Origin of the sequence: Kitasatospora xanthocidica (assembly GCF_014656195.1) — a bacterium.
Taxonomy (GTDB): Bacteria; Actinomycetota; Actinomycetes; order Streptomycetales; family Streptomycetaceae; genus Kitasatospora; species Kitasatospora xanthocidica.
In genome coordinates this window covers 194,488-218,720 of the sequence record NZ_BNBY01000007.1, presented here as the reverse complement: position 1 = coordinate 218,720, position 24,233 = coordinate 194,488, and the positions used below count along the sequence as shown (strand labels likewise).

20 protein-coding genes are annotated in these 24,233 nt (G+C 71.2%); 13 read left to right on the top strand and 7 right to left on the bottom strand.

Annotation, left to right across the window (positions count from 1 at the left end; genetic code table 11):
* Positions 1 to 389 precede the first annotated feature (389 nt).
* Positions 390 to 1,397: an NsdA family TPR-like regulatory protein gene (locus IE332_RS15530; protein WP_189916434.1), complete on the top strand. Its 1,008-nt coding sequence runs from the start codon at positions 390 to 392 to the stop codon at positions 1,395 to 1,397.
* Here the strand turns inward: IE332_RS15530 and IE332_RS15525 are convergent.
* The 5 genes from IE332_RS15525 to IE332_RS15505 all read right to left on the bottom strand — a co-directional run bounded on the left by IE332_RS15525 (position 1,374) and on the right by IE332_RS15505 (position 5,386).
* Positions 1,374 to 2,006 carry an HAD family hydrolase gene (locus tag IE332_RS15525; protein WP_189916433.1) on the bottom strand — a complete coding sequence of 211 codons (633 nt, stop codon included), beginning with the start codon at positions 2,004 to 2,006 and terminating at the stop codon, positions 1,374 to 1,376. The two genes, IE332_RS15530 and IE332_RS15525, sit on opposite strands and share 24 nt — an antisense overlap.
* A 104-nt stretch (positions 2,007 to 2,110) precedes the next feature.
* Positions 2,111 to 2,515, bottom strand: a complete 405-nt coding sequence (gene msrB / locus IE332_RS15520) for a peptide-methionine (R)-S-oxide reductase MsrB (RefSeq protein WP_189916432.1) — start codon at positions 2,513 to 2,515, stop codon at positions 2,111 to 2,113.
* 22 nt (positions 2,516 to 2,537) lie between these two features.
* Positions 2,538 to 3,920 carry a UDP-N-acetylmuramate--L-alanine ligase gene (murC, locus tag IE332_RS15515; protein ID WP_189916568.1) on the bottom strand — a complete coding sequence of 461 codons (1,383 nt, stop codon included), beginning with the start codon at positions 3,918 to 3,920 and terminating at the stop codon, positions 2,538 to 2,540.
* Between the two features lie 160 nt (positions 3,921 to 4,080).
* Entirely contained in the window at positions 4,081 to 4,542 is a 462-nt protein-coding gene (locus IE332_RS15510; RefSeq protein ID WP_189916431.1) for an indole-3-glycerol phosphate synthase, read from the bottom strand.
* A gap of 73 nt (positions 4,543 to 4,615) precedes the next feature.
* A complete protein-coding gene (locus tag IE332_RS15505) occupies positions 4,616 to 5,386 on the bottom strand; it encodes a pyrimidine reductase family protein (protein WP_189916430.1) in 771 nt (256 codons plus the stop codon).
* A gap of 157 nt (positions 5,387 to 5,543) precedes the next feature.
* Between IE332_RS15505 and zapE the strand changes: the two genes are divergently transcribed.
* The 4 genes from zapE to IE332_RS15485 all read left to right on the top strand — a co-directional run bounded on the left by zapE (position 5,544) and on the right by IE332_RS15485 (position 10,794).
* Positions 5,544 to 6,587, top strand: a complete 1,044-nt coding sequence (zapE, locus tag IE332_RS15500; protein WP_229928637.1) for a cell division protein ZapE — start codon at positions 5,544 to 5,546, stop codon at positions 6,585 to 6,587.
* A gap of 36 nt (positions 6,588 to 6,623) precedes the next feature.
* Positions 6,624 to 8,714, top strand: a complete 2,091-nt coding sequence (gene uvrB / locus IE332_RS15495; RefSeq protein ID WP_189916429.1) for an excinuclease ABC subunit UvrB — start codon at positions 6,624 to 6,626, stop codon at positions 8,712 to 8,714.
* 307 nt (positions 8,715 to 9,021) lie between these two features.
* Entirely contained in the window at positions 9,022 to 9,600 is a 579-nt protein-coding gene (locus IE332_RS15490; RefSeq protein ID WP_189916428.1) for a TerD family protein, read from the top strand.
* 207 nt (positions 9,601 to 9,807) lie between these two features.
* Entirely contained in the window at positions 9,808 to 10,794 is a 987-nt protein-coding gene (locus IE332_RS15485; RefSeq protein ID WP_189916427.1) for a TerC family protein, read from the top strand.
* Positions 10,795 to 10,896: 102 nt separating this feature from the next.
* Here the strand turns inward: IE332_RS15485 and IE332_RS15480 are convergent, their stop codons facing one another.
* Together IE332_RS15480 and IE332_RS15475 are read right to left on the bottom strand one after the other, a co-directional pair.
* Positions 10,897 to 11,550: an MBL fold metallo-hydrolase gene (locus IE332_RS15480; protein ID WP_189916426.1), complete on the bottom strand. Its 654-nt coding sequence runs from the start codon at positions 11,548 to 11,550 to the stop codon at positions 10,897 to 10,899.
* 48 nt (positions 11,551 to 11,598) lie between these two features.
* Entirely contained in the window at positions 11,599 to 12,333 is a 735-nt protein-coding gene (locus IE332_RS15475) for a maleylpyruvate isomerase family mycothiol-dependent enzyme (RefSeq protein WP_189916425.1), read from the bottom strand.
* A 269-nt stretch (positions 12,334 to 12,602) separates the two neighbouring features.
* Between IE332_RS15475 and uvrA the strand changes: the two genes are divergently transcribed.
* The 8 genes from uvrA (at position 12,603) to IE332_RS15435 (ending at position 24,229) form a co-directional block, all read left to right on the top strand.
* Positions 12,603 to 15,623 carry an excinuclease ABC subunit UvrA gene (gene uvrA, locus IE332_RS15470; RefSeq protein ID WP_189916424.1) on the top strand — a complete coding sequence of 1,007 codons (3,021 nt, stop codon included), beginning with the start codon at positions 12,603 to 12,605 and terminating at the stop codon, positions 15,621 to 15,623.
* Positions 15,624 to 15,755: 132 nt separating this feature from the next.
* On the top strand, positions 15,756 to 16,202 hold the full coding sequence (locus tag IE332_RS15465; protein ID WP_189916423.1) for a Rieske (2Fe-2S) protein: 447 nt from the start codon (positions 15,756 to 15,758) through the stop codon (positions 16,200 to 16,202).
* Between the two features lie 66 nt (positions 16,203 to 16,268).
* Positions 16,269 to 18,329 carry an excinuclease ABC subunit UvrC gene (gene uvrC / locus IE332_RS15460; RefSeq protein ID WP_189916422.1) on the top strand — a complete coding sequence of 687 codons (2,061 nt, stop codon included), beginning with the start codon at positions 16,269 to 16,271 and terminating at the stop codon, positions 18,327 to 18,329.
* A 118-nt stretch (positions 18,330 to 18,447) separates the two neighbouring features.
* Positions 18,448 to 19,332, top strand: a complete 885-nt coding sequence (rapZ, locus tag IE332_RS15455; protein WP_229928619.1) for an RNase adapter RapZ — start codon at positions 18,448 to 18,450, stop codon at positions 19,330 to 19,332.
* 66 nt (positions 19,333 to 19,398) lie between these two features.
* Positions 19,399 to 20,496, top strand: a complete 1,098-nt coding sequence (locus IE332_RS15450; RefSeq protein WP_189916421.1) for a gluconeogenesis factor YvcK family protein — start codon at positions 19,399 to 19,401, stop codon at positions 20,494 to 20,496.
* Positions 20,487 to 21,467, top strand: coding sequence for a DNA-binding protein WhiA (whiA, locus tag IE332_RS15445; protein WP_030238424.1), 981 nt, complete (start codon positions 20,487 to 20,489; stop codon positions 21,465 to 21,467). The genes IE332_RS15450 and whiA overlap by 10 nt, the downstream gene beginning before the upstream one ends.
* A 396-nt stretch (positions 21,468 to 21,863) precedes the next feature.
* On the top strand, positions 21,864 to 22,871 hold the full coding sequence (gap, locus tag IE332_RS15440) for a type I glyceraldehyde-3-phosphate dehydrogenase (RefSeq protein WP_189916420.1): 1,008 nt from the start codon (positions 21,864 to 21,866) through the stop codon (positions 22,869 to 22,871).
* A gap of 152 nt (positions 22,872 to 23,023) precedes the next feature.
* The gene (locus tag IE332_RS15435) at positions 23,024 to 24,229 is read left to right on the top strand and encodes a phosphoglycerate kinase (protein ID WP_189916419.1); all 1,206 of its coding nucleotides are present in this window, start codon (positions 23,024 to 23,026) and stop codon (positions 24,227 to 24,229) included.
* Positions 24,230 to 24,233: the final 4 nt, after the last annotated feature.

Here is a 24,233-nt window from a genome sequence, read left to right as displayed (position 1 = left end):
TCGACTTCCCGCGCGGCCGGGTCCCCGCGACTATCTCGCTGGGATCGGGCAGCCGGAAAAACAGAATTGATATTCGGAGGGCGGCCCGGCCGAATTGGCCGGGCCGCCCGAAACAGCGGGAAGCTGGTCTTGTGAGTGCCCAGCCCACCTGCCCCCGCTGGAAATGCACAGCAACGGCGGCCTCGGCCAGGGCTCGCCTCCTCACCTTGTGCGTCTTCTAAACAGGAAGTCGATCTGGTCGACTTCCTACGGCCGCCGCCTACGACGGGGTCCTCGGGACCGGTGGAAGCTTCGCCGCTGCTCTTGCCGACGCCGCGCCTGTGAACATTTCCTGAAGCCATGCCGGGGCGACTCTGGCGGTTCTCACGAGCCTGATGGAGGGAAGACGAGTGGATCGCCGAGGGTTCCTCGCTGCCGGCGTTGCTCTGTCAGCGTCAACGAACAACTGGGTCACGGCCATCGGGCACACCCTCCTCGAGCCACGGGCGACGCCTGTCGACCACTCCTCCCTGCTGGCCGGTTTGGAAGGCCGACTCCGGCTCCTACGCCACGTCGATGACGAACTCGGCAGCGGCGAGGTCTTCACGGCTGCGCGCAGCGATCTTGCCCTGGCGGTGGCGGCGATCAAGTCCCGGCGCTACAAGGGCGATCAGCTGTCGCGCTTGTACGCGATCACCACCGAGGCCGCCCGACAGGTCGGCTGGGCGGCCTTCGACCAGGGTCGCGTCGGCCTCGCCCAGTCCTACTTCGACGCCTCCTTGCGCGCCTCCGCCGAGTGCGGCGATGTGACCGCCGGCGCTTACACTCTGTCCTTCGCAGCCATCCAGTGCTACTCCTCCCCAGGCCTGGCTGGCCGGGCGGTGTCGTTCGTGGACACGGCCCGTATGCAAATGCGCGGCCGGAGCACCCCGCGCATGGAGGCGATGCTCGCCGCCCGCGCCGCCCGCGCATGGTCGAAGGACAGAGCGAAAGAAGAGACCAAGCATCAGCTCCACCTGGCACGAGCAGCGCTGGACAAGGGGCGGCGCGAAGACGACCCCGGCTTCCTCTGCTGGGTGGACTACGGCGAGATCGAGATGATCGCCGGCTCCTCCGCCCTGGAGCTGGGAGACCCTGCCGAGGCTCTGCGGCGATTCGAGGCCGGGATGCAGGCGTACCCGGGCGACGGGCAGTACCCCCGCAGCCACGCCATCTACCTTGCCCGCGCCGCGGAGGCGCACCTCGCGCTGCACGACCTGGATGCCGCCGTTGCCACCGGCCGGCACGCGGCAGCCTGCCTCGGCTCGGTCGACTCAGCGCGCTCCGCGTCCCAACTACGGGGACTGCGCGAGAAACTGGCGCCGCACACCGGCCACGCCGGGGTGCGCGACTTCCTAGAGGCCGGGCAGGCGCAGTAGCTCGCGCAGCCGCCGCACGACCACGTCCTCGTCCAGCCCGAGCACCGGGGTGAAGCCGAGCCGCTGGGCGGCCGCGAGGTTCTCCTCGCTGTCGTCCACGAAGAGGCATTCCTCGGCGCTGACGCCGAGGCGATCCAGCACGATCTGAAAGGCTTCGGGTTCGGGCTTGCGGACACCGTGGTCCGCCGAAAGCACCACCGCGTCGAAGGTGCCGTCCAGGTCGAAGCCGGCGTAGGGGTCGTAGGGTTGCCGCCCGAGGCTGTTGGACAGCACCGCGGTCCGCACCCCCGCCGCGCGGGCCTGCCGCGCGACTTGGAGGACCGAGTACGCCGGGAAGGCGTCGTGGAGGTACCTGGCCAGCAGGTTGTCCGGGTTCACGCCCATCAGGGCCGCGAAACCGGTGTTCCAGTCCTCCTGACTGATCCGGCCAAGCTCCAAACGCCGGAACAGGTCCTGCCCGCGCGGGTCCGACCAGGCGCGAAGGAACGTTCCCGGGGCGATCCGCTCCCGGTTCTCGAACCAGGTGATGACCTCCACCATGTTCGAGGTCAGGACGCCGAAGAAGTCGAAGACCACCGCACGAAACGAACTCGCTGCCGCCCGATCCATCCGCACAGCGTACGGGGAATCCGCCGTGGGCCGACACCCGGCGATACGCGTGAGGGCGGGGCCGTGGAGGTGTCCACGGCCCCGCCCTCACGCGATGGGAACGGCTACTCGGCCGGCTTCAGTGTCAGCGAGATGCTGTTGATGCAGTAGCGCTGGTCGGTCGGTGTGCCGTAGCCCTCGCCCTCGAAGACGTGGCCCAGGTGCCCGCCGCAGCGCGCGCACCGCACCTCGACCCGGCGCATGCCGAGCGTGGTGTCCTCGATGTACTCGACCCGGTCGCCGGCCAGTGGTGCGTAGTACGACGGCCAGCCGCAGTGGCTGTCGAACTTGGTCTCGGAGCTGAACAGCTCCGCGCCGCAGGCCCGGCAGCCGTAGACGCCGACCGTCTTGGTGTCGGTGTACTCGCCGACGAACGGGCGCTCGGTGCCCGCCTCGCGGAGCACGTGGTACTCCTCGGGGCTGAGCTCGGCGCGCCACTCGGCCTCGGACTTCTCGATCTCGTAGCTCATCACGACTCCCGCTCGGCGTACGTCAGACGTTGGAGGCAACGTTCGCGAGGTGCTCCAGAATTTCGGGCCCGAGGTTGGTGACGTCGCCCGCGCCCATGGTGAGCAGCAGGTCGCCCGGGCGGGCGAGGCCGGCCAGCAGGGCGGGGGCGGCGGCGAAGGAGTGCTCGGCGGTGACCTCGGCGCCGGCCCGGCGGGCGGCGTCGATGATCAGCTCGCTGGTCACGCCCGGGATCGGGTCCTCGCGGGCCGGGTAGATGTCGAGGACCACGGAGGTGTCCGCGAGGGCGAGGGCGGCGCCCATCTCCTCGGCGAGCTGCTGGGTGCGGCTGAACAGGTGCGGCTGGAAGACGACGAGGACGCGGCCCTCGGTGGCCTCGCGGATGGCCTCCAGGTCGGCGGTCATCTCGGTCGGGTGGTGGGCGTAGGAGTCGATCACCTGGACGCCGGCGGCCTCGCCCTTGAGCTGCAGGCGGCGGCGCACGCCGGTGTAGGCGCCGAGGGCCTTGGCCAGGTCGGCGGCCGGGACGCCCAGCGCCACGCCGGCGGCCAGCGCGGCGACCGCGTTGTGGGCGTAGTGGCGGCCGGGCACCGAGACGGTGAAGGCCAGCTCGGTGCCGTCCAGGAGGACGGTGACCTCGCTGGTCATGCCGTGGGCGACCACCGAGAGCACCCGGAGGTCGGCGTCCTCGGCGGAGCCGACGGTGACCACGTTCAGGCCCTCGCGGCCGGCCACCCGGGAGGTCAGCTCGCGGGCGCCGTCGTGGTCGGCGGAGACCACCAGGGTGCCGCCGGGGACGATCCGGCCGACGAAGGTCTCGAAGGACTCGTAGATCTCGTCGATCGAGGCGTAGTTGGCGTGGTGGTCCAGCTCCACGTTGAGCACGATCGCCACCTCGGGCGCGTACTTGTGGAAGCTGCGGTCGCTCTCGTCGGCCTCGGCGACGAAGATCTCGCCGGTGCCGTGGTGGGCGTTGGAGCCGGGCGCGTCGAGGTCGCCGCCGATCGCGTAGGACGGGTCCAGGCCCAGTTCGCCGAGGGCGACGGCGAGCATGCTGGTGGTGGTGGTCTTGCCGTGGGTGCCGGCCACGGCGAGCGCGCGGCGGCCGCCCATCAGCGCGGCCAGCGCGTCGGAGCGGTGCACGACCGGGATGCCGCGCTCCTGGGCGGCGGCCAGCTCCGGGTTGTCGGCGCGGATCGCACTGGAGACGACGACGCTGCTTGTGCCGTCCGGTACGTGCTCGGCGGCGTGGCCGACGTGCACGGTGGCACCGAGGGCGCGCAGCGCGAGGACGGTCTCGGACTCCTTGGAGTCGCTGCCGGAGACGCTGGCACCGCGCACTGCGAGGATCTTCGCCAGGCCGGACATCCCGGCGCCGCCGATGCCGATGAAGTGCGGGGCGTGCAGGTCGTGCGCGGCGTCGTTCAAGGCGTGGCTCCGTACGGGCGGGGGCAGACAGGTCGGGCGGACGGCTCGGGGTGGGTCGGCGTGGGAGCCGACGCCGGAACCGTCCTCGCGGGCGGACCGCAAGGACGATTCTGCACCACCGGCGCGCGGAGCCAGGGTTCTAGGAGTCGCTGGCGAACAGCCTCAGCACCGGGACCCCCACCTTGTGCCGGGCCTGGGAGGCCCAGTCGCGGTGGAAGAACTCCTCCACGAAGTGCGGTGAGGTGAGCACCACCACCTCGTCCGCCCGGTGCTCCTCGACGGCCGCGCGCAGCCGTTCCAGGGGCTTCTCCTCGACCAGCTCGCCCACCGCCTCGGCCCCGGCCGCGCGCAGGTGGCGCAGGCTGTGCTCCAGCGACTCGGTGGCCACGGTCGGGCCGCTCTCGGACTCGTCGTGCTCGTGCACCACCTTGTCGAGGTGGCCGAGGGCGACGTCGTCGAGCGCCCGCAGCAGTTCGTCCTGCTTGCCGCGCGGCTGCATCAGGACGACGAAGGAGACCTTCTCGTCGCTGTGGAGCGTGGTGACGAGCTCCACGTCCGCGTCGGAGAGAGCCTTTTCGATCATCAGTACCGTCTTGAACACGTGAGTCCCTTCCAGTGGCCGGCCCCCGGGCCCCGGCATCGCATAACGGGATCACGATCGGGGGGTCACGGGGTCATTCCGAACCCAGGTGACGCAGGTAGCGGGTGAAGAGGAATCCTTTCTGCTCGATCAATGAGACCAGCCGCATCCGCTGCACGTCAGGCATTTCCGCATCGTGGAGGATGCGCGGCGCGTCGCCGCCGGTGAGCAGCGGGGCCAGGGAGAGGCACAGCTCGTCCAGCAGGTCCGCCGCGGCGAGCTGTCCGAGCAGGCGCGGGCCGCCCTCGGTCAGCAGCCTGGTCCAGCCCCGTTCGGCCAGTGCCGCCACGCCCGCCCGCAGGTCCACCGCCCCGGTGCCGGCGAGCACCAGGTCGGCCACCTCGGCGACCGCCCGGCGGCGCTCCTCGGGGGCGTCCTCGGTGGTGATCACCACCGTCCTGACCAGCGGTTCCGTGAACAGCGGCGCGGTCAGGTCCAGCCGCAGCGAACGGGTCACGACGGCGATCGCCGGGGCCGGCGCCTGCCCCGCCGCCGCCCGGGCGGCCGCGAACTCCTTGCGGGCCCGGGCCGGCCGGTAACCCTCGGCGCGGACCGTCTCCGCGCCCACCAGCACCACGTCGGACAGCGCCCGCAGCACCCCGAAGATCCGCTTGTCGGCGTCCCCGGAGAGCCCTTCGGACAGACCGTCGAGCCTCGCCCCGCCGTCCAGGCCGGCCACCATGTTGGCGCGCAGCCACGGGCGGCCCCGATTCACCTGTTCGGGGTACGTGTACACGGCGGCGAGCGACTCCAGGGCGGCCGGATCGGCGACCGGCTCACCCAGCGGGCTGATCAACTGTTGCATGCCCTCAGTCTTCCACCGCCGGTCGCCCGGAAGCGGGTCGGAAGCGGGTCGGAAGCGGGTCGGAGGCGGTTCGGGGGCGGTTCGGAGGCCGCGGGGAGCAGGCGTACCCTCTACAGATGTGCCCGCAGCCTCCCGCCCCGACACCGCGACCGAGTCCATAGCCGCCGCGAGCGCGGCCGGCTCCCCGATCGCACTCACCGACCGCCGTCCCGTGGTGCCCGCCGAGCGGCTGGTCGCCGAGATGGTCCCGCCGCCCCGGTTCGCCGGCGTGAGCTTCGGGTCGTACATCCCGGACCAGAGCCAGCCGAGCCAGTACGAGGCCGTGCAGGTCCTGGAGCAGTTCGCGGCCACCCTCGCAGGAGGAAACGGTTCCGCGCCCAAGCGCGGCTGGTTCCGCCGCTCCGCCCCCGCGCCCACCGGCCCGGCCGGGGTCTACCTCGACGGCGGCTACGGCGTCGGCAAGACCCACCTGCTCGCCTCGCTCTGGCACTCCGCCCCCGGCCCCAAGGCCTTCGGCACCTTCGTCGAGCTGACCAACCTGGTCGGCGCGCTCGGCTTCCAGCAGGCCGTCCGCACCCTCTCCGGGCACACGCTGCTCTGCATCGACGAGTTCGAGCTGGACGACCCGGGCGACACCGTGCTGGTCTCCACCCTGCTCGGCCGGCTGGTCGAGGCCGGCGTCAAGCTCTGCGCGACCTCCAACACCCTGCCGGAGAAGCTCGGCGAGGGCCGTTTCGCCGCCGCCGACTTCCTGCGCGAGATCCAGGGCCTGTCCGCGCACTTCCGCCCGCTGCGGATCGACGGCCAGGACTACCGCCACCGCGGCCTGCCCGACGCCCCGCCGCCGTACTCCGACGAGGCCGTCGAGACCGCCGCTGCCCGCACCCCCGGCGCCTCCCTCGACGACTTCGACGCCCTGCTGACCCACCTCTCCGCCGTCCACCCCAGCCGCTACGGCGCCATGCTGGACGACGTCTCCGCGGTCTGCCTGCGCGGCGTGCGCCAGGTCGACGACCAGTCCACCGCCCTGCGCCTGGTCGTCCTCGCCGACCGGATGTACGACCGCGAGCTGCCCATCACCGCCTCCGGCATCCCCTTCGACCAGGTCTTCCCGGAGGAGATGCTCCGCGGCGGCTACCGCAAGAAGTACCTCCGCGCGATCTCCCGCCTCGTCGCCCTGGCCCGCGACAGCGCCAAGTAGGCCCCGCTTGTCAGTGGTGGGTCGTACGGTTGATGCGTGCGTCCCATCACGAGTATTGAGCGGTCCGTGGCGCCCTTCGAGGTCGTCAGTCCCTTCCAGCCGAACGGTGACCAGCCGGCGGCGATCGCCGAGCTGGAACGCCGGATCAGGGGAGGGGAGAAGGACGTCGTCCTGCTGGGCGCCACCGGTACCGGCAAGTCGGCCACCACGGCCTGGATGATCGAGAAGCTGCAGCGGCCCACCCTGGTGATGGCGCCGAACAAGACGTTGGCCGCGCAGCTGGCGAACGAGTTCCGCGAGCTGCTGCCGAACAACGCCGTCGAGTACTTCGTCTCGTACTACGACTACTACCAGCCCGAGGCGTACGTCCCGCAGACGGACACCTACATCGAGAAGGACTCCTCGATCAACGAGGAGGTCGAGCGGCTGCGCCACTCGGCGACCAACTCGCTGCTCACCCGCCGGGACGTGATCGTGGTCGCGTCCGTCTCCTGCATCTACGGCCTGGGCACCCCGCAGGAGTACGTGGACCGGATGGTGCGGCTGCGGGTCGGCGAGGAGATCGACCGGGACGTCCTGCTGCGCCGTTTCGTGGACATCCAGTACGCCCGCAACGACGTCGCCTTCAGCCGCGGAACCTTCCGGGTGCGCGGCGACACCATCGAGATCTTCCCGGTGTACGAGGAGCTCGCCGTCCGGATCGAGATGTTCGGTGACGAGATCGAGGCGCTGTACACCCTGCACCCGCTCACCGGGGAGATCATCAGCCAGGACGACTCCGTCTACGTCTTCCCCGCCTCGCACTACGTGGCCGGCCCCGAGCGCATGGAGCGGGCGATCACCGGCATCGAGACGGAGCTGGAGGGGACGCTCGCCCGGATGGAGAAGCAGGGCAAGCTGCTGGAGGCGCAGCGGCTGCGGATGCGCACCACCTACGACATCGAGATGCTGCGCCAGATCGGCACCTGCTCGGGCGTCGAGAACTACTCGATGCACTTCGACGGCCGCGAGCCCGGCTCCCCGCCGAACACGCTGCTGGACTACTTCCCGGAGGACTTCCTCCTGGTCATCGACGAGTCGCACGTCACCGTCCCGCAGATCGGCGCGATGTACGAGGGCGACGCCTCGCGCAAGCGCACGCTGGTCGAGCACGGGTTCCGGCTGCCGTCCGCGATGGACAACCGCCCGCTGAAGTGGGAGGAGTTCCTGGAGCGGATCGGCCAGACGGTGTACCTGTCGGCGACGCCCGGCGCGTACGAGCTGTCGCGCGGCGACGGCCAGGTCGAGCAGATCATCCGCCCGACCGGCCTGATCGACCCCGAGGTGATCGTCAAGCCGACCGAGGGCCAGATCGACGACCTGGTGCACGAGGTCCGCAAGCGGGTCGAGCGGGACGAGCGGGTGCTGGTCACCACGCTGACCAAGAAGATGGCCGAGGACCTCACCGACTACATGCTCGGCCTGGACATCCGGGTCCGGTACCTGCACAGCGACGTGGACACCCTGCGCCGGGTGGAGCTGCTGCGCGAGCTGCGGGCCGGCAAGTACGACGTGCTGGTCGGCATCAACCTGCTGCGCGAGGGCCTGGACCTGCCCGAGGTGTCGCTGGTGGCGATCCTGGACGCGGACAAGGAGGGCTTCCTGCGCTCCGGCACCTCGCTGATCCAGACGATCGGCCGCGCGGCCCGCAACGTCTCGGGCCAGGTCCACATGTACGCGGACCGGATCACGCCGTCGATGGAGAAGGCCATCGACGAGACCAACCGCCGCCGGGCCGTGCAGCAGGCCTACAACAAGGAGCACGGGATCGACCCGCAGCCGCTGCGGAAGAAGATCGGCGACATCCTGGACACCCTCGCCCGCGAGGACGTGGACACCGACGAGCTGCTCTCCTCCGGCTACCGCGGCCAGGGCAAGGGCAAGGCCCCGGTGCCCTCGCTGGGCGCCGAGCGCAAGCCCGCCAAGTCGCTGCCGGCCGCCGAGCTGGCGGAGCTGATCCAGGAGATGACCGACCGGATGCACACGGCCGCCGCCGACCTGCAGTTCGAGGTCGCGGCGCGGCTGCGCGACGAGGTCAAGGAGCTGAAGAAGGAGCTGCGGCAGATGCGCGAGGCCGGGGTGGCGTAGCGGGATCCGTGTGGAGCGGGATCCGCAGGGGAGTGCCCGGCGCCCGTCGGGGCGGGGCGTGACGGCCGGGGCGCCCGGGCTTGGCCGGAATGGCACCGGTCAAGCCCGGAGGTGTCTCAGCCTTGCCACAAACGGGGAAACCCTGAGGAGGTCGGGGTGTCGCAGGGCCTAGGCTGGCCTGCGGCATCGTGTCCGCTGGACGGGCGCGGGCCGTAGCAGAGGGGGCCTCAGCCGGGGGACGGCGACGGGGTGTTCCACCGGGGAGCCGGGCGGCAGCGACCGCGTGGCCGGCAGAGAGGACAACGTCGTGTCGGTGAACCTTGCCAAGGGGCAGCGGGTCAGCCTCCAGAAGGGGGCGGGCGCCGCCCTGACCGTGGTCCGGATGGGCCTCGGCTGGCAGGCGGCTCCCAAGCGGGGCCTGTTCGGCAGTCGCACCAGGACGATCGACCTGGACGCCTCGGCGCTGCTGTACGCCGAGAAGACCCCGTCCGACGTGGTGTTCTTCCAGCACCTGGAGAGCGAGGACGGCTCCGTCCGGCACACCGGGGACAACGTGCACGGCGGCTCGGGGCACGAGGACGACGAGGCGATCCTGGTCGACCTGATGCACGTGCCGGCGCACATCACCCAGGTGGTGTTCACGGTGAGCTCCTACACCGGGCAGACCTTCGCCGAGGTGGAGCGGGCGCACTGCCGCCTGGTGGACGAGACCACCGGGCTGGAGCTGGCCCGCTACGAGCTGGCGGGCGGCGGTCCGCACACCGGGCAGATCATGGCCAAGGTGGTCCGGGACGGCGAGGGCGGCTGGGAGATGCAGGCGATCGGCGCCCCGGCCAAGGGCCGGACCTTCCAGGACCTGCTGCCGGCGATCGATCCCTACCTCTGACGGTCCCCACCCCTGACGGTTCTTTACCTTCTTTACCTTTCCTTGCCTCTCCTGTTACTCTCGATGGCAGCGGAGGGGAGTATTCCTCGACAGCCGACCCCGTCATCACGGGTGCCCGTCGTGGCACCCCGGGGCGCTGGCCCGACGGGCGGAAGAGACCTCCGGCAGTGACGATGACTGTCTCGCCTACCTGCCGGAGGAGCAGTAGTGGACGTTTCCGTAACCATGTGGGTCACCACGATCGGTGTGTTGATCGCCCTGATCGTGGCCGATTTCTTCATCGGCGGCCGCAAGCCGCACGAGGTCTCGATCAAGGAGGCCGGGATCTGGACGGCCGTCTGGGTCGTGCTGGCGCTGATCTTCGGCGGGTTCCTCTGGTGGCACTCCGGCGGGCAGCCGGCGGGTGAGTTCTTCGCGGGCTACATCACCGAGAAGTCGCTCAGTGTCGACAACCTCTTCGTGTTCATCCTGATCATGGGCAAGTTCGCGGTGCCCAGGATCTACCAGCAGCGCGTGCTGATGTTCGGTGTGATCATCGCGCTGGTGCTCCGGGCGGTGTTCATCGCCGGCGGCGCCGCGCTGGTCGCCCAGTTCTCCTGGGTCTTCTTCATCTTCGGCGCCTTCCTGATCTGGACGGCGTGGAAGCTGATCAAGGAGGCCCGGGCCGACGAGGAGGACGAGGAGTTCGAGGAGAACCGCCTGCTCAAGTCGATCGAGCAGCGCTTCCCGTCGACCGACAAGTACCACGGCACCAAGCTCTTCATCAGGGAGAACGGCCGCCGGCTGATGACCCCGATGCTGATCGTCATGCTGGCGATCGGCACCACCGACGTCCTGTTCGCCCTGGACTCGATCCCGGCCATCTTCGGCCTCACCCAGGACCCGTACGTGGTCTTCACCGCCAACGCCTTCGCCCTGATGGGCCTGCGCCAGCTGTACTTCCTGATCGGCGGCCTGCTGAAGAAGCTGGTCCACCTGTCGTACGGCCTGTCGGTGATCCTCGGCTTCATCGGCGTGAAGCTGGTGCTGCACGCCGCGCACGAGGCGGGCGCGACCTGGGCCCCGGAGATCGGCATCCCGTTCTCGCTGGGCTTCATCGTGGTGGTGCTGGCCGTCACCACGTTCACCAGCCTGCGGGCCTCGAAGAAGGCCGCAGCCCTGGCCGAGCGGGAGCAGGAGAAGCTCGACGCCTGAGGTGCCCGCTGAACGCCGAGGCCCCCGTGACCGGTCACCGGTCGCGGGGGCCTCGGCGCACCCGGGGTGCGCGGCGCACCCGGCGCACCCGGGGTGCGCGGGCTACCAGCCGCGCTCGCGCCACTCGTCGAGGTGCGGGCGCTCGGCGCCGAGGGTGGTGTCGTTGCCGTGGCCGGGGTAGACCCAGGCCTCGTCCGGGAGGGCGTCGAAGATCTTCTCGTTGACGTCCCGGAAGAGCGTGCGGAAGGCCTCCGGGTCGCCCCAGGTGTTGCCGACGCCGCCGGGGAAGAGGCAGTCGCCGGTGAACACGTGCGGGTGGCCCTGCGGGTCGTCGTAGATCAGCACGATCGCGCCGGGGGTGTGCCCGACCAGGTGGCGGACGGTGAGCTCGACGTCGCCGACGCGCAGCCGCTCGCCGTCCGCGAGCAGCAGTTCGGTGGGCACGGGGATGCCCTCGGCGTCGTGCTCGCCGGCGGCGGTGCGGGCGCCGGTGGTGGCGACCACCTCGGCCAGCGCGCCCCAGTGGTCCTGGTGCCGGTGGGTGGTGACCACGGTTTCGAGGTCGTCCCCGACGGTCTCCAGTAGCACCGGGGCGTCGGCGGCCGCGTCGATCAGCAACTGCTCGTCGGTGGCCCGGCAGCGCAGCAGGTAGGCGTTGTTGTCGTACGGTCCTACGGCCACCTTGGTGATGATCAGGTGGGCCAGCTCGCGCACGTCCGGCGGTCCGCCGACCTTGACCGCTCCGTGGTACGTCATGCCACTGCTCCTCGTCCGGCTACAGGGTTCAGGGTCATCCTCGCGCCGTCAGCCCATCGGGGGAAGCGGGGGGAGGTCGGTGTCGGGGGTGCGGCGCAGATCGGCGCCGGCGGAGCGGCCGGAGAGCCAGGCGAGGAGGGCGCGGACGGGGCCCTCGACGGTCAGGGCGGGCTCGCCGGTGCCGATGACGGCGCGGTCCTCGGTGTCGGTGGCGACCAGGCGGACGGCGGGCAGGCCGGCGCCGGCCAGGCTCTCGGCGAGCTTGCGGAACTGGGCGGTGGCGAAGTCTTCCGGCCAGTGCGCGGGGGTGTGGCCGGCGGCCAGGTCGACGTGGTGGTACTCGACCTCCAGCAGGCGCTTGTGCGGGATGTCGGAGGCCGGGAAGACGTAGCCGGTGCGGTGGCGGACCTCGGCGGTCCAGGCCTCGTCCGGCAGCAGCGCGGCGGCCTCGGTGAAGCGGGCGTGCGAGTCGCGCAGGTCGGCGAGGTGGACTTCCAGCGGGCGGGGCGCGTCGCGCTCGATGTCCGCGTCGCGGGCCTCGCCGCTGGCGTACTGCGGGATGTCGGTGCCGGTGCGGGCGCCGTTCAGCAGGTTGACCAGGGAGTCGGCGTTGCGGGCGAGGTGGGCCAGGACGTGGCCGCGGGTCCAGCCGGGCAGTGCGGAGGGCTCGGTGACGGCGTCGGGCTTCAGCTCGGCGACGGTCTGCAGCAGGCGCTGGGTGCTCTCCTCGACCTGGTCCAGCCAGGAGGCGGCGGAGGCGGCGGCGGACTGCGGGTCGGTCATCGAATCTGCCTTCTGTCGGGAGGCGGAGCGTTGCCCACCGGGGGCCTCGCTCGTTGACCAGACGACGCTATCGCCGAATCCGGGCCCTGAGCAGGGGGTTTTTCGGTCCGGGTGCGGACGGTCCCGGGGCGGTCCTCACTCGTTCGGGTGGTCTCCACTGGACGAAGTCGAGATTCGAACGTCTGAGCTATAGGCTGGCTGCCGCATCCTGGAAGAAGACCCACCTCCCAACGCCAGTAGTCTCGCCCCGGAGAAAGGCGCCAGAAGCAGTGGCCGACCGCCTCATCGTCCGCGGTGCTCGCGAGCACAATCTCAAGAACGTCTCGCTCGACCTGCCCCGCGACTCCCTCATCGTCTTCACGGGCCTCTCCGGCTCCGGCAAGTCCTCGCTCGCCTTCGACACGATCTTCGCCGAGGGCCAGCGCCGCTACGTCGAGTCGCTGTCCTCGTACGCCCGTCAGTTCCTCGGGCAGATGGACAAGCCCGACGTGGACTTCATCGAGGGCCTCTCCCCGGCCGTCTCGATCGACCAGAAGTCCACCAACCGCAACCCCCGTTCGACCGTCGGCACCATCACCGAGGTCTACGACTACCTGCGCCTGCTGTTCGCCCGGATCGGCAAGCCGCACTGCCCGCACTGCGGCCGCCCGATCGCCAAGCAGTCGCCGCAGGCGGTCGTGGACAAGGTGCTGGAGCTCGCCGAGGGCACCCGCTTCCAGGTCCTCAGCCCGGTGGTGCGCGAGCGCAAGGGCGAGTTCGTCGACCTCTTCGCCGACCTTCAGTCCAAGGGCTACTCCCGCGCCCGGGTGGACGGCGAGACGATCCAGCTGGCCGAGCCGCCGAAGCTGAAGAAGCAGGAGAAGCACACCGTCGAGGTGGTCATCGACCGCCTGACCGTCAAGGAGAGCGCCAAGCGGCGGCTCACCGACTCGGTGGAGACGGCCCTGCGGCTGTCCGGCGGCATGGTCGTGCTCGACTTCGTCGACCTCCCCGAGGACGACCCGGAGCGCGAGCGGATGTACTCCGAGCACCTCTACTGCCCGTACGACGACGTGTCGTTCGAGGAGCTGGAGCCGCGCTCGTTCTCCTTCAACTCGCCGTTCGGCGCCTGCCCGGACTGCTCGGGCCTGGGCAACCGGATGGAGGTCGACCCGGAGCTGGTCGTGCCGGACGTCGAGCGCTCGCTCGACGAGGGCGCGATCCACCCGTGGTCGGCCGGGCACGCCAAGGAGTACTTCCAGCGCCTGATCGACGCGCTGGCCGGGGAGCTCGGCTTCCGCACCGACATCCCCTGGGCCGGGCTGCCCGCCCGCGCCAAGAAGGCGCTGCTGTACGGGCACAAGCACCAGGTGGAGGTCCGCTACCGCAACCGCTTCGGCCGGGAGCGCTCCTACAGCACCGGCTTCGAGGGCGCCGTCCCGTTCATCCAGCGCCGGCACACCGAGGCGGAGAGCGACAGCAGCCGCGAGCGCTTCGAGGGCTACATGCGCGAGGTGCCCTGCCCGACGTGCCAGGGCACCCGGCTCAAGCCGGTGGTGCTCGCGGTGACGGTCGAGGGCCGGTCGATCGCCGAGGTCTCCTCGATGTCGATCAGCGACTGCTCCGAGTTCCTGGGCGCGATGAAGCTCAACGCGCGGGACAAGCAGATCGCCGAGCGGGTCCTCAAGGAGGTCAACGAGCGGCTGCGCTTCCTGGTCGACGTCGGCCTGGACTACCTCTCGCTCGACCGCGCGGCCGGCACCCTGTCCGGCGGCGAGGCCCAGCGCATCCGGCTGGCCACCCAGATCGGCTCCGGCCTGGTCGGCGTGCTCTACGTGCTGGACGAGCCCTCGATCGGTCTGCACCAGCGGGACAACCACCGGCTGATCGAGACGCTGGTGCGGCTGCGCGACATCGGCAACACCCTGATCGTGGTCGAGCACGACGAGGACACCATCAAGACCGCGGACTGGGTGGTCGACATCGGCCCGGGCGCCGGCGAGCACGGCGGCAAGGTGGTGCACTCCGGCTCGCTCAAGGAGCTGCTCGGCAACGAGGAGTCGCTGACCGGCCAGTACCTCTCCGGCAAGCGGGCCATCCCGATCCCGGCGGCCCGCCGCGAGCGGGACAAGAAGCGCCAGCTGACCGTCCACGGCGCCCGCGAGCACAACCTCAAGGACGTCACGGTCGGCTTCCCGCTGGGCACCTTCACGGCGATCACCGGCGTCTCCGGCTCCGGCAAGTCGACGCTGGTCAACGACATCCTCTACACCCACCTCGCCCGGGAGCTGAACGGCGCCCGCAGCGTGCCCGGCCGGCACACCCGGATCACCGGCACCGACCAGGTGGACAAGGTGGTGCACGTCGACCAGTCGCCGATCGGCCGCACGCCGCGCTCCAACCCGGCCACCTACACCGGCGTGTTCGACCACGTGCGCCGGCTCTTCGCGGAGACGCAGGAGGCCAAGGTCCGCGGCTACCTGCCCGGCCGGTTCTCGTTCAACGTCAAGGGCGGCCGCTGCGAGAACTGCTCGGGCGACGGCACCATCAAGATCGAGATGAACTTCCTGCCGGACGTCTACGTGCCGTGCGAGGTCTGCCACGGCGCCCGGTACAACCGGGAGACGCTGGAGGTGCACTACAAGGGCAAGTCCATCGCCGAGGTGCTGGACATGCCGATCGAGGAGGGGCTGGCCTTCTTCGAGGCCGTCCCGGCGATCGCCCGGCACCTGAGGACGCTCAACGACGTCGGCCTCGGCTACGTCCGGCTCGGCCAGTCCGCGCCGACGCTCTCCGGCGGCGAGGCGCAGCGCGTCAAGCTGGCCTCGGAGCTGCAGAAGCGCTCCACCGGGCGGACGGTCTACGTGCTGGACGAGCCGACCACCGGTCTGCACTTCGAGGACATCAGCAAGCTGATCAAGGTGCTCAGCGGGCTGGTGGACAAGGGCAACACGGTGATCGTCATCGAGCACAACCTCGATGTGATCAAGACGGCCGACTGGATCGTCGACATGGGCCCCGAGGGCGGCTCCGGCGGCGGCACGGTGGTCGCCGAGGGCACCCCCGAGGAGATCGCCGCCGTCCCGGAGAGCCACACCGGCAAGTTCCTGCGGGACATCCTGCCGAGCGACTTCGCGGACGCCCCGGCCGCCGCCCCGGCCAAGAAGGCCGCGGCGACCAAGGCCGCGGCGACCAAGGCCGCGGCGACCAAGGCCGCGGCGACCAAGGCCGCGGCGACGAAGGCTGTGGCGACCAAGGCTGTGGCCAAGAAGGCGGCACCGCGCAAGCGCGCTGCCCCGTCGAAGAAGTAGCCGACGAGCCGTCCCGTCCGCCCCGCCGCTCCCGGCCCCACCCGACGGTGGGAGTACCGGGAGCGGCGGGGCGCGTGCGGCATAGAATTCCGTGGTCCCCGCAGCCGCAGCAGCAACCGTAGGAGCGCACCGATGTCCGAGGCCCCTGAAGGCAGCCCCACCGCCTCCCGCCGCACCCTGCTCTGCGGGGCGGCGGCCGTCCTGGCGGCCGGCGGCACCGTGGCGGTCACCGGCTGCAGCTCGTCCTCGTCCTCCTCCTCCGGCGGGGGCAGCACCGCCAAGGGCCCGGTGGACCTCGGCCCGGCCTCGGCGGTGCCGGAGGGCGGCGGCAAGGTCTTCCGCGAGCAGAAGATCGTGGTGACCCAGCCGGCCGCCGGCCAGTACAAGGCCTTCAGCGCCAAGTGCACCCACGCCGGCTGCATCGTGGACCAGGTGAAGAACCAGCAGATCCAGTGCCCCTGCCACGGCAGCCGGTTCGCCATCGCCGACGGCGCCGTCCAGGACGGCCCGGCCCCCTCCCCGCTGCCCGCCTACACCGTCACGGTGGAGGGCGGGAACCTCAAGGTGACCCCGAGCTGAAGCAGTTGACCGTCTCCCGAGAGATCCCGTCCCCGCGGCCCCGCCCCCACTCGGTACGGTGGACCCATGGCTGACCCGAGCACCTACCGCCCGGCGCCCGGTGCGATCCCGACCTCCCCGGGCGTCTACAAGTTCCGTGACGCCCACGGCCGGGTCATCTACGTCGGCAAGGCCAAGAGCCTGCGGCCGCGCCTGTCGTCCTACTTCCAGGACCTGGCCGGCCTGCACCCGCGCACCGCGACCATGGTCACCACCGCCGCCTCGGTGGAGTGGACCGTGGTCGGCACCGAGGTCGAGGCGCTCCAGCTCGAGTACTCCTGGATCAAGGAGTTCGACCCGCGGTTCAACGTCAAGTACCGCGACGACAAGAGCTATCCCGAACTCGCCGTCACCCTCGACGAGGAGTACCCGCGGGTCCAGGTGATGCGCGGGGCGCACAAGAAGGGCGTGCGCTACTTCGGCCCGTACGGGCACGCCTGGGCGATCCGGGAGACGGTCGACCTGCTGCTGCGGGTCTTCCCGGTCCGCACCTGCTCCAACGGCGTCTTCAAGCGGGCCCGGCAGGTCGGCCGGCCGTGCCTGCTCGGCTACATCGGCAAGTGCGCCGCGCCCTGCGTCGGCAAGGTCTCGGTGGACGAACACCGGGAGCTGGCCGAGGACTTCTGCGACTTCATGGCCGGGCGCACCGGCAACTACCTGCGCCGGCTCGAAGAGGAGATGCGGGAGGCCGCGGCCGGGCTGGAGTACGAGAAGGCGGCCCGGCTGCGGGACGACATCGGCGCCCTCAAGCGGGCGATGGAGAAGAACGCCATCGTGCTCGCCGACGCCACCGACGCCGACCTGCTGGCCCTCGCCGAGGACGAACTCGAAGCCGCCGTGCAGATCTTCCAGGTCCGCGGCGGCCGGGTGCGCGGCCAGCGCGGCTGGGTCACCGACAAGGTCGAGGACGTCGACACCGCCGGCCTCGTCGAGCACGCCCTCCAGCAGCTGTACGGCGGCGGCGAGTCAGTCCCGCGCGAGGTGCTCGTCCCCGCCCTGCCCGACCCGGCCGGGCCGGTGCGCGAGTGGCTGGGCGGGCTGCGCGGCAGCCAGGTCGACCTGCGCGTCCCGCAGCGCGGCGACAAGAAGGACCTGATGGCCACCGTGCAGCGCAACGCCCAGCAGGCGCTCGCGCTGCACAAGACCAAGCGGGCCTCCGACCTCACCACCCGCAGCCGCGCCCTGCAGGAGATCGCCGACGCGCTGGAGCTGGACTCCGTCCCGCTGCGCATCGAGTGCTACGACATCTCCCACCTCCAGGGCGAGGACGTGGTGGCCTCGATGGTCGTCTTCGAGGACGGCCTGGCCCGCAAGAGCGAGTACCGGCGGTTCCAGATCAAGGGCTTCGAGGGCCAGGACGACGTCCGCTCGATGCACGAGGTGATCAGCCGCCGGTTCCGCCGCTACCTCCAGGAGCGCGAGCAGACCGGCGAGTGGGCCGTCCCGGAGTCCGAGGACGACCGGCCCGAGGACCGGCCCGAGGAGGGGCCCGGGGACGGCCCGCGCACCGAGGAGGGCCGCCCCAAGCGCTTCGCCTACCCGCCCCAACTGCTGGTGGTCGACGGCGGCCAGCCGCAGGTCGCCGCCGCCAGGCGCGCCCTGGACGAGCTCGGCATCGACGACGTCGCGCTGTGCGGCCTGGCCAAGCGGCTGGAGGAGGTCTGGCTGCCGGGCGAGGACGACCCGGTGGTGCTGCCCCGCTCCAGCGAGGGCCTCTACCTGCTCCAGCGGGTGCGCGACGAGGCCCACCGCTTCGCGATCGGCTACCAGCGCACCAAGCGTTCCAAGCGACTCACCGCCGGGGAACTGGACTCCGTCCCGGGCCTCGGCGAGACTCGCCGCCAGGCGCTGCTCAAGCACTTCGGCTCGCTGAAGAAGCTCCGGGCCGCCACCGTGGACGAGCTCTGCGCGGTACCCGGCATCGGACGCCGCACCGCGGAGACTGTTGCGGCGGCGTTGTCCTCCCGTACACCCGCCGCACCCGCGGTCAACACCGCGACCGGCGAGATCATCGAGGACGGGGCCGACCAGGCCGCAGAGCCGGTGGCAGCAGCACCCCAGACCGCACCATCCCAGGAGACGCCATGACGGCCGACGCCGCCCGTCAGCCGGTGTGCCCCGGCCCCGCCCGCCTGCCCGGGCCGGGGAAGGGCGGCCGCGCCGTGAGCGTTCTCCCCAGCAGAAAGACCGAGAGCGGGGAACCGAAGTGACCGTGTCAGACGTGGCCGAGAACGCGCCGGAGCTGGTGATCATCTCCGGCATGTCCGGAGCCGGCCGCTCCACCGCCGCCAAGTGCCTGGAGGACCTCGGCTGGTTCGTGGTGGACAACCTGCCGCCGGCCCTGATCCCGACCATGGTCGACCTGGGCGCCCGCTCCCAGGGCAACGTCGCCCGGATCGGCGTGGTGGTGGACGTCCGAGGCCGCCAGTTCTTCGACGACCTGCTCACCTCGCTGGACGAGCTGGAGAAGCGCGGCGTCCGGCTGCGGGTCGTCTTCCTGGACTCCTCCGACGACGCGCTGGTGCGCCGCTTCGAGAGCGTCCGCCGCCCGCACCCGCTGCAGGCCGACGGCCGGATCGTGGACGGCATCGCCCAGGAGCGCGACCTGCTGCGCGACCTGCGCGGCGAGGCCGACCTGGTGATCGACACCTCCAACCTCAACGTGCACCAGCTGCGCGCCAAGCTGGACGCCCAGTTCGCCGACCACGACGAGCCCGAGCTGCGGGCCACCGTGATGTCCTTCGGCTTCAAGTACGGCCTGCCGGTCGACGCCGACCTCGTGGTGGACTGCCGCTTCCTGCCCAACCCGCACTGGGTGCCCGAACTGCGGGCCCGGACCGGCACCGACGCGGACGTCGCCGACTACGTGTTCCAGCAGCCCGGCGCCAACGAGTTCCTGGACGGCTACACCGAGCTACTCCGGATCGTGACCGAGGGCTACCGGCGCGAGGGGAAGCGTTACATGACGCTTGCCGTAGGCTGCACCGGTGGCAAGCACCGCAGCGTCGCCATGTCCGAGCGTCTGACCAAGCGTCTCATCGCCGACGGAGTCGAGACGGTGCTCGTCCACCGTGACATGGGACGGGAGTAACCGCCGCCCTCCTCGCCGGGCCCACCGGTGCAGCGGGTGACGGGGCCGAGGAACGCGAGGTGATGTGTGGCGGGATACCTGCCCGGGCGGCAGCCGCAGATCAGGACCGGTGACCGGGCGGGCAGCCCGGCCCGGCCCCCGGCTCCGAGCCGTCCGCGCAGCAGTCCCGCCCGGACGAATCCGGCCCCCCGGATCACCGCGCTGGGCGGCGGCCAGGGCCTGTCCGCCTCGCTGTCCGCGCTGCGCCGGCTGACCAGCGACCTCACGGCCGTGGTCACCGTCGCCGACGACGGGGGCTCCAGCGGACGGCTGCGCACCGAGCTGGGCGTGCTGCCCCCGGGGGACCTGCGCAAGGCGCTGGCCGCGCTGTGCGGGGACGACGACTGGGGCCGCACCTGGTCCGAGGTGATCCAGCAGCGCTTCACCGGCAACGGGGAGCTCGGCGGCCACGCCGTCGGCAACCTGCTGATCGTCGCGCTCTGGGAGAAGCTGGGCGACCCGGTGGAGGCCCTGGACTGGGTCGGCCGGCTGCTCAACGTCCAGGGCCGGGTGCTGCCGATGTCGGCGGTGCCGCTGGACATCGAGGCGACCGTCCGCGGCCACGACCCGGAGCGGCCCGGCGAGCTGTCGGCGGTCCGCGGCCAGGCCGACGTCGCGGTGACCCCCGGCACGGTGCAGTCGATCCGGCTGCTGCCGGACGAGCCGCCGGCCGTCCCGCAGGCCGTCACCGCCGTCCGGGAGGCGGACTGGGTGGTGCTCGGCCCCGGCTCCTGGTTCACCAGCGTGCTGCCGCACCTGCTGGTGCCCGAGCTGGCCAAGGCGCTCACCGAGACCCGCGCCCGCCGGCTGCTCACCCTGAACCTGGCCCCGCAGCCCGGCGAGACCGAGGGCTTCACCCCGCAGCGTCACCTGGAGGTCATAGCCGACCACGCCCCCGAGCTCGCGGTGGATGCGATCCTGGTGGACGAGCGCGCCGTCACCGGCGGTGCCTTCGGCCAGGCGGACCTCGCCGGTCTGGAGAAGGCGGCCGAGCGGATGGGCGCCGCCCTGGTGCTCGGTTCGGTGGCCCGCACCGACGGCACGCCGCGACACGACCCCGAGCTGTTGGCAGCAGCGTACGACCGGATTTTCCGGACACATGGAAGGATCGGGCCATGGCGATGACTCCAGCGGTGAAGGACGAGATCAGCCGGCTCCCGGTCACCCGGGCCTGCTGTCGCAAGGCGGAGGTGTCGGCGATCCTGCGGTTCGCGGGCGGACTGCACATCGTGAGCGGCCGCATCGTGATCGAGGCGGAGCTGGACACCGGGGCGGCGGCACGGCGGCTGCGCAAGGACCTGCTGGAGATCTTCGGGCACTCCTCCGACCTGGTCGTGATGGCGCCCGGCGGGCTGCGCCGCGGCAGCCGTTTCGTGGTCCGCGTGGTCAAGGACGGCGAGCTGCTCGCCCGGCAGACCGGTCTGGTGGACGGCCGGGGCCGCCCGATCCGGGGGCTGCCGCCGGCGGTCGTCTCCGGCGCCACCTGCGACGCCGAGGCCGCCTGGCGCGGTGCCTTCCTGGCGCACGGCTCGCTCACCGAGCCGGGCCGCTCCTCCTCGCTGGAGATCACCTGCCCCGGCTCCGAGGCGGCGCTGGCCCTGGTCGGCGCGGCCCGTCGGCTCGGCATCCCGGCCAAGGCCCGCGAGGTGCGCGGCGTGGACCGGGTGGTCATCCGCGACGGTGACGCGATCGGCGCGCTGCTGACCCGGCTGGGCGCGCACGAGTCGGTGCTCGCCTGGGAGGAGCGCCGGATGCGGCGCGAGGTGCGGGCCACCGCCAACCGCCTCGCCAACTTCGACGACGCCAACCTGCGCCGCTCGGCCCGCGCCGCGGTGGCGGCCGGCGCCCGGGTGCAGCGCGCGCTGGAGATCCTCGGCGAGGAGGTGCCCGAGCACCTGGCCGCGGCCGGCCAGCTGCGGATGCAGCACAAGCAGGCCTCGCTGGAGGAGCTGGGCGCGCTCGCCGACCCGCCGCTGACCAAGGACGCGGTGGCCGGCCGGATCCGCCGGCTGCTGGCGATGGCCGACAAGCGCGCCTCCGAGCTCGGCCTGCCGAGCACCGAGGCCAGCCTGACCGACGAGATGGCGATGAACTGACGCCCCCCGTCCGTGATCGAGACACGGCCGGCGCCCGGCTCCCCGGGCGCCGGCCGTCGGCGTTTCCGGACGGTCCTCCGCAGGTGTTCCCGGACGGTCGTCCGGAGGTGTTCCCGGACGGCCGTCCGGAGGTGTTCCCGGACGGTCGTCCGCAGGCCGTCCGGAGGCGTCCGCAGGCCCGAATTGGTAGAGACCAATGGTCCCGGGACCAACTGCCCGCCGGACCAAGGGCGGACGGCCTGAAATCGGGTTTCGGGTGCGCCACGCCACGTCTCACGAGGTGGCGCGATGTGCCCCTTCAGGCCCCGGAGGGGTAGGGTCATAGGCGGTCGGGGACTTCCCAAATCTCACCCCCGTCGGGCTCCGGCCCGGCGTACCTAACGAGGAGATCGGTTCGTGACGATCCGGGTAGGCATCAACGGCTTCGGCCGCATCGGCCGCAACTTCTTCCGCGCGGTCAAGGCCCAGGGCGCGGACATCGAGATCGTCGGTGTCAACGACCTCACCGACACGAAGACCCTGGCTCACCTGCTCAAGTACGACACCACCCTGGGTACCCTCCAGGCCGAGGTCTCGCACACCGAGGACAGCATCACCGTCGACGGCCACACCTTCAAGGTGACCGCCGAGCGTGACCCCGCCAACCTGCCGTGGGCCGCCCTGGGCGTCGACATCGTCGTCGAGTCCACCGGCATCTTCACCAAGGCCGAGGCCGCGAAGAAGCACCTCGCCGCCGGCGCGAAGAAGGTCATCATCTCGGCGCCCGCGACCGACGAGGACGTCACCATCGTCCTGGGCGTCAACGACGACAAGTACGACGCCGCCAAGCACGACATCATCTCCAACGCCTCCTGCACCACCAACTGCGTGGCGCCGATGGCCAAGGTGCTGAACGAGAGCTTCGGCATCGTCAAGGGTCTGATGACCACCGTCCACGCGTTCACCAACGACCAGGTGACCCTGGACTTCCCGCACAAGGACCTGCGCCGTGCTCGTGCGGCCTCGCAGAACATCATCCCGACCTCGACCGGTGCCGCCAAGGCGACCGCCCTGGTCCTGCCGGAGCTGAAGGGCAAGCTGGACGGCACCTCGCTGCGCGTCCCGGTCCCGACCGGCTCCATCACCGACCTGGTCGTCACCCTCGAGCGCGAGGTCACCAAGGACGAGGTCAACGCGGCCTTCCAGAAGGCCGCGCAGGAGGGCCCGCTCAAGGGCATCCTGGCCTACACCGAGGACCCGATCGTCTCCTCGGACATCGTCAACGACCCGGCCTCCTGCATCTTCGACAGCCAGCTCACCATGGTCCAGGGCAACCAGGTCAAGGTGCTCGGCTGGTACGACAACGAGTGGGGCTACTCGAACCGCGTCGTCGACCTGGTCACCCTCGTCGGTGGGCAGCTCTGACGCGGTGGGGGCTGACGTGATGTGAGGACGAGGGCCCGGACGGCGCACCATGCCGACCGGGCCCTCGTTCCGCGCTCATGGACTTCTCAGGCGGCCCCTGCGCCGTGCCGCCTCTGCGCATCGACCATCTCCCCAGGAGTAACCGAATCCCCGTGAAGACCATCGAAGACCTCGAAGTCGCCGGCAAGCGCGTGTTCGTGCGCGCCGACCTGAACGTCCCGCTGTCGGGCGACCGGATCACCGACGACGGCCGGATCCGCGCCGTCGCCCCGACCATCGCCAAGCTCGTCGAGCGCGGTGCCAAGGTCGTCGTCGCCTCCCACCTCGGCCGCCCCAAGGGCGAGCCGGACCCGCAGTACTCCCTCGCGCCGGTGGCCGCCCGCCTCGGCGAGGTCCTCGGCCGGCCGGTCGCCTTCGCCGCCGACACCGTGGGCGAGAGCGCCCGGGCCGCCGTGTCCGCGCTGGCCGACGGCGAGGTCGTGCTGCTGGAGAACCTGCGCTTCAACGCCGGCGAGACCAGCAAGGACGACGCCGAGCGCAAGGCCTTCGCCGAGCAGCTGGCCGCCCTCGCCGACCTGTACGTCGGTGACGGCTTCGGCGCCGTGCACCGCAAGCACGCCTCGGTCTACGACCTGCCCGGCCTGCTGCCGAGCGCCGTCGGCGACCTGATCGCCACCGAGGTCGGCGTGCTGAAGAAGCTCACCGAGGACGTCGAGCGCCCGTACGTGGTCGTGCTCGGCGGTTCCAAGGTCTCCGACAAGGTCGGCGTGATCGACAACCTGCTCGGCAAGGCCGACCGCATCCTGATCGGCGGCGGCATGGCGTACACCTTCCTGTACGCGCTGGGCAACGAGGTCGGCATCTCGCTGCTGCAGAAGGACCAGGTCGACACCGTCCTGGAGTACCTGGAGCGGGCGAAGCAGAACGGCGTCGAGTTCGTGCTGCCGGTGGACGTCGCGGTCTCCGCGTCCTTCCCCGACACCAAGACCCACGCGCCGGTGGAGGACTTCGCGGTCGTCGACGCGGACAAGATCCCCGCCGACAAGGAGGGCCTGGACATCGGCCCGAAGACCCGCGAGCTCTTCGCCTCGAAGCTGGCCGACGCCAAGACGGTGTTCTGGAACGGCCCGGTCGGTGTCTTCGAGCACCCGACCTTCGCCGAGGGCACCAAGGCCGTCGCCCAGGCCCTGGTGGACAGCGACGCGTTCACCGTGGTCGGCGGCGGGGACTCCGCCGCGGCCGTCCGCATCCTGGGCTTCGACGAGAACGCCTTTGGACACATCTCGACCGGCGGTGGCGCGAGCCTCGAGTACCTGGAGGGCAAGACCCTTCCCGGTCTCGCCGCCCTGGAAGGCTGACAGC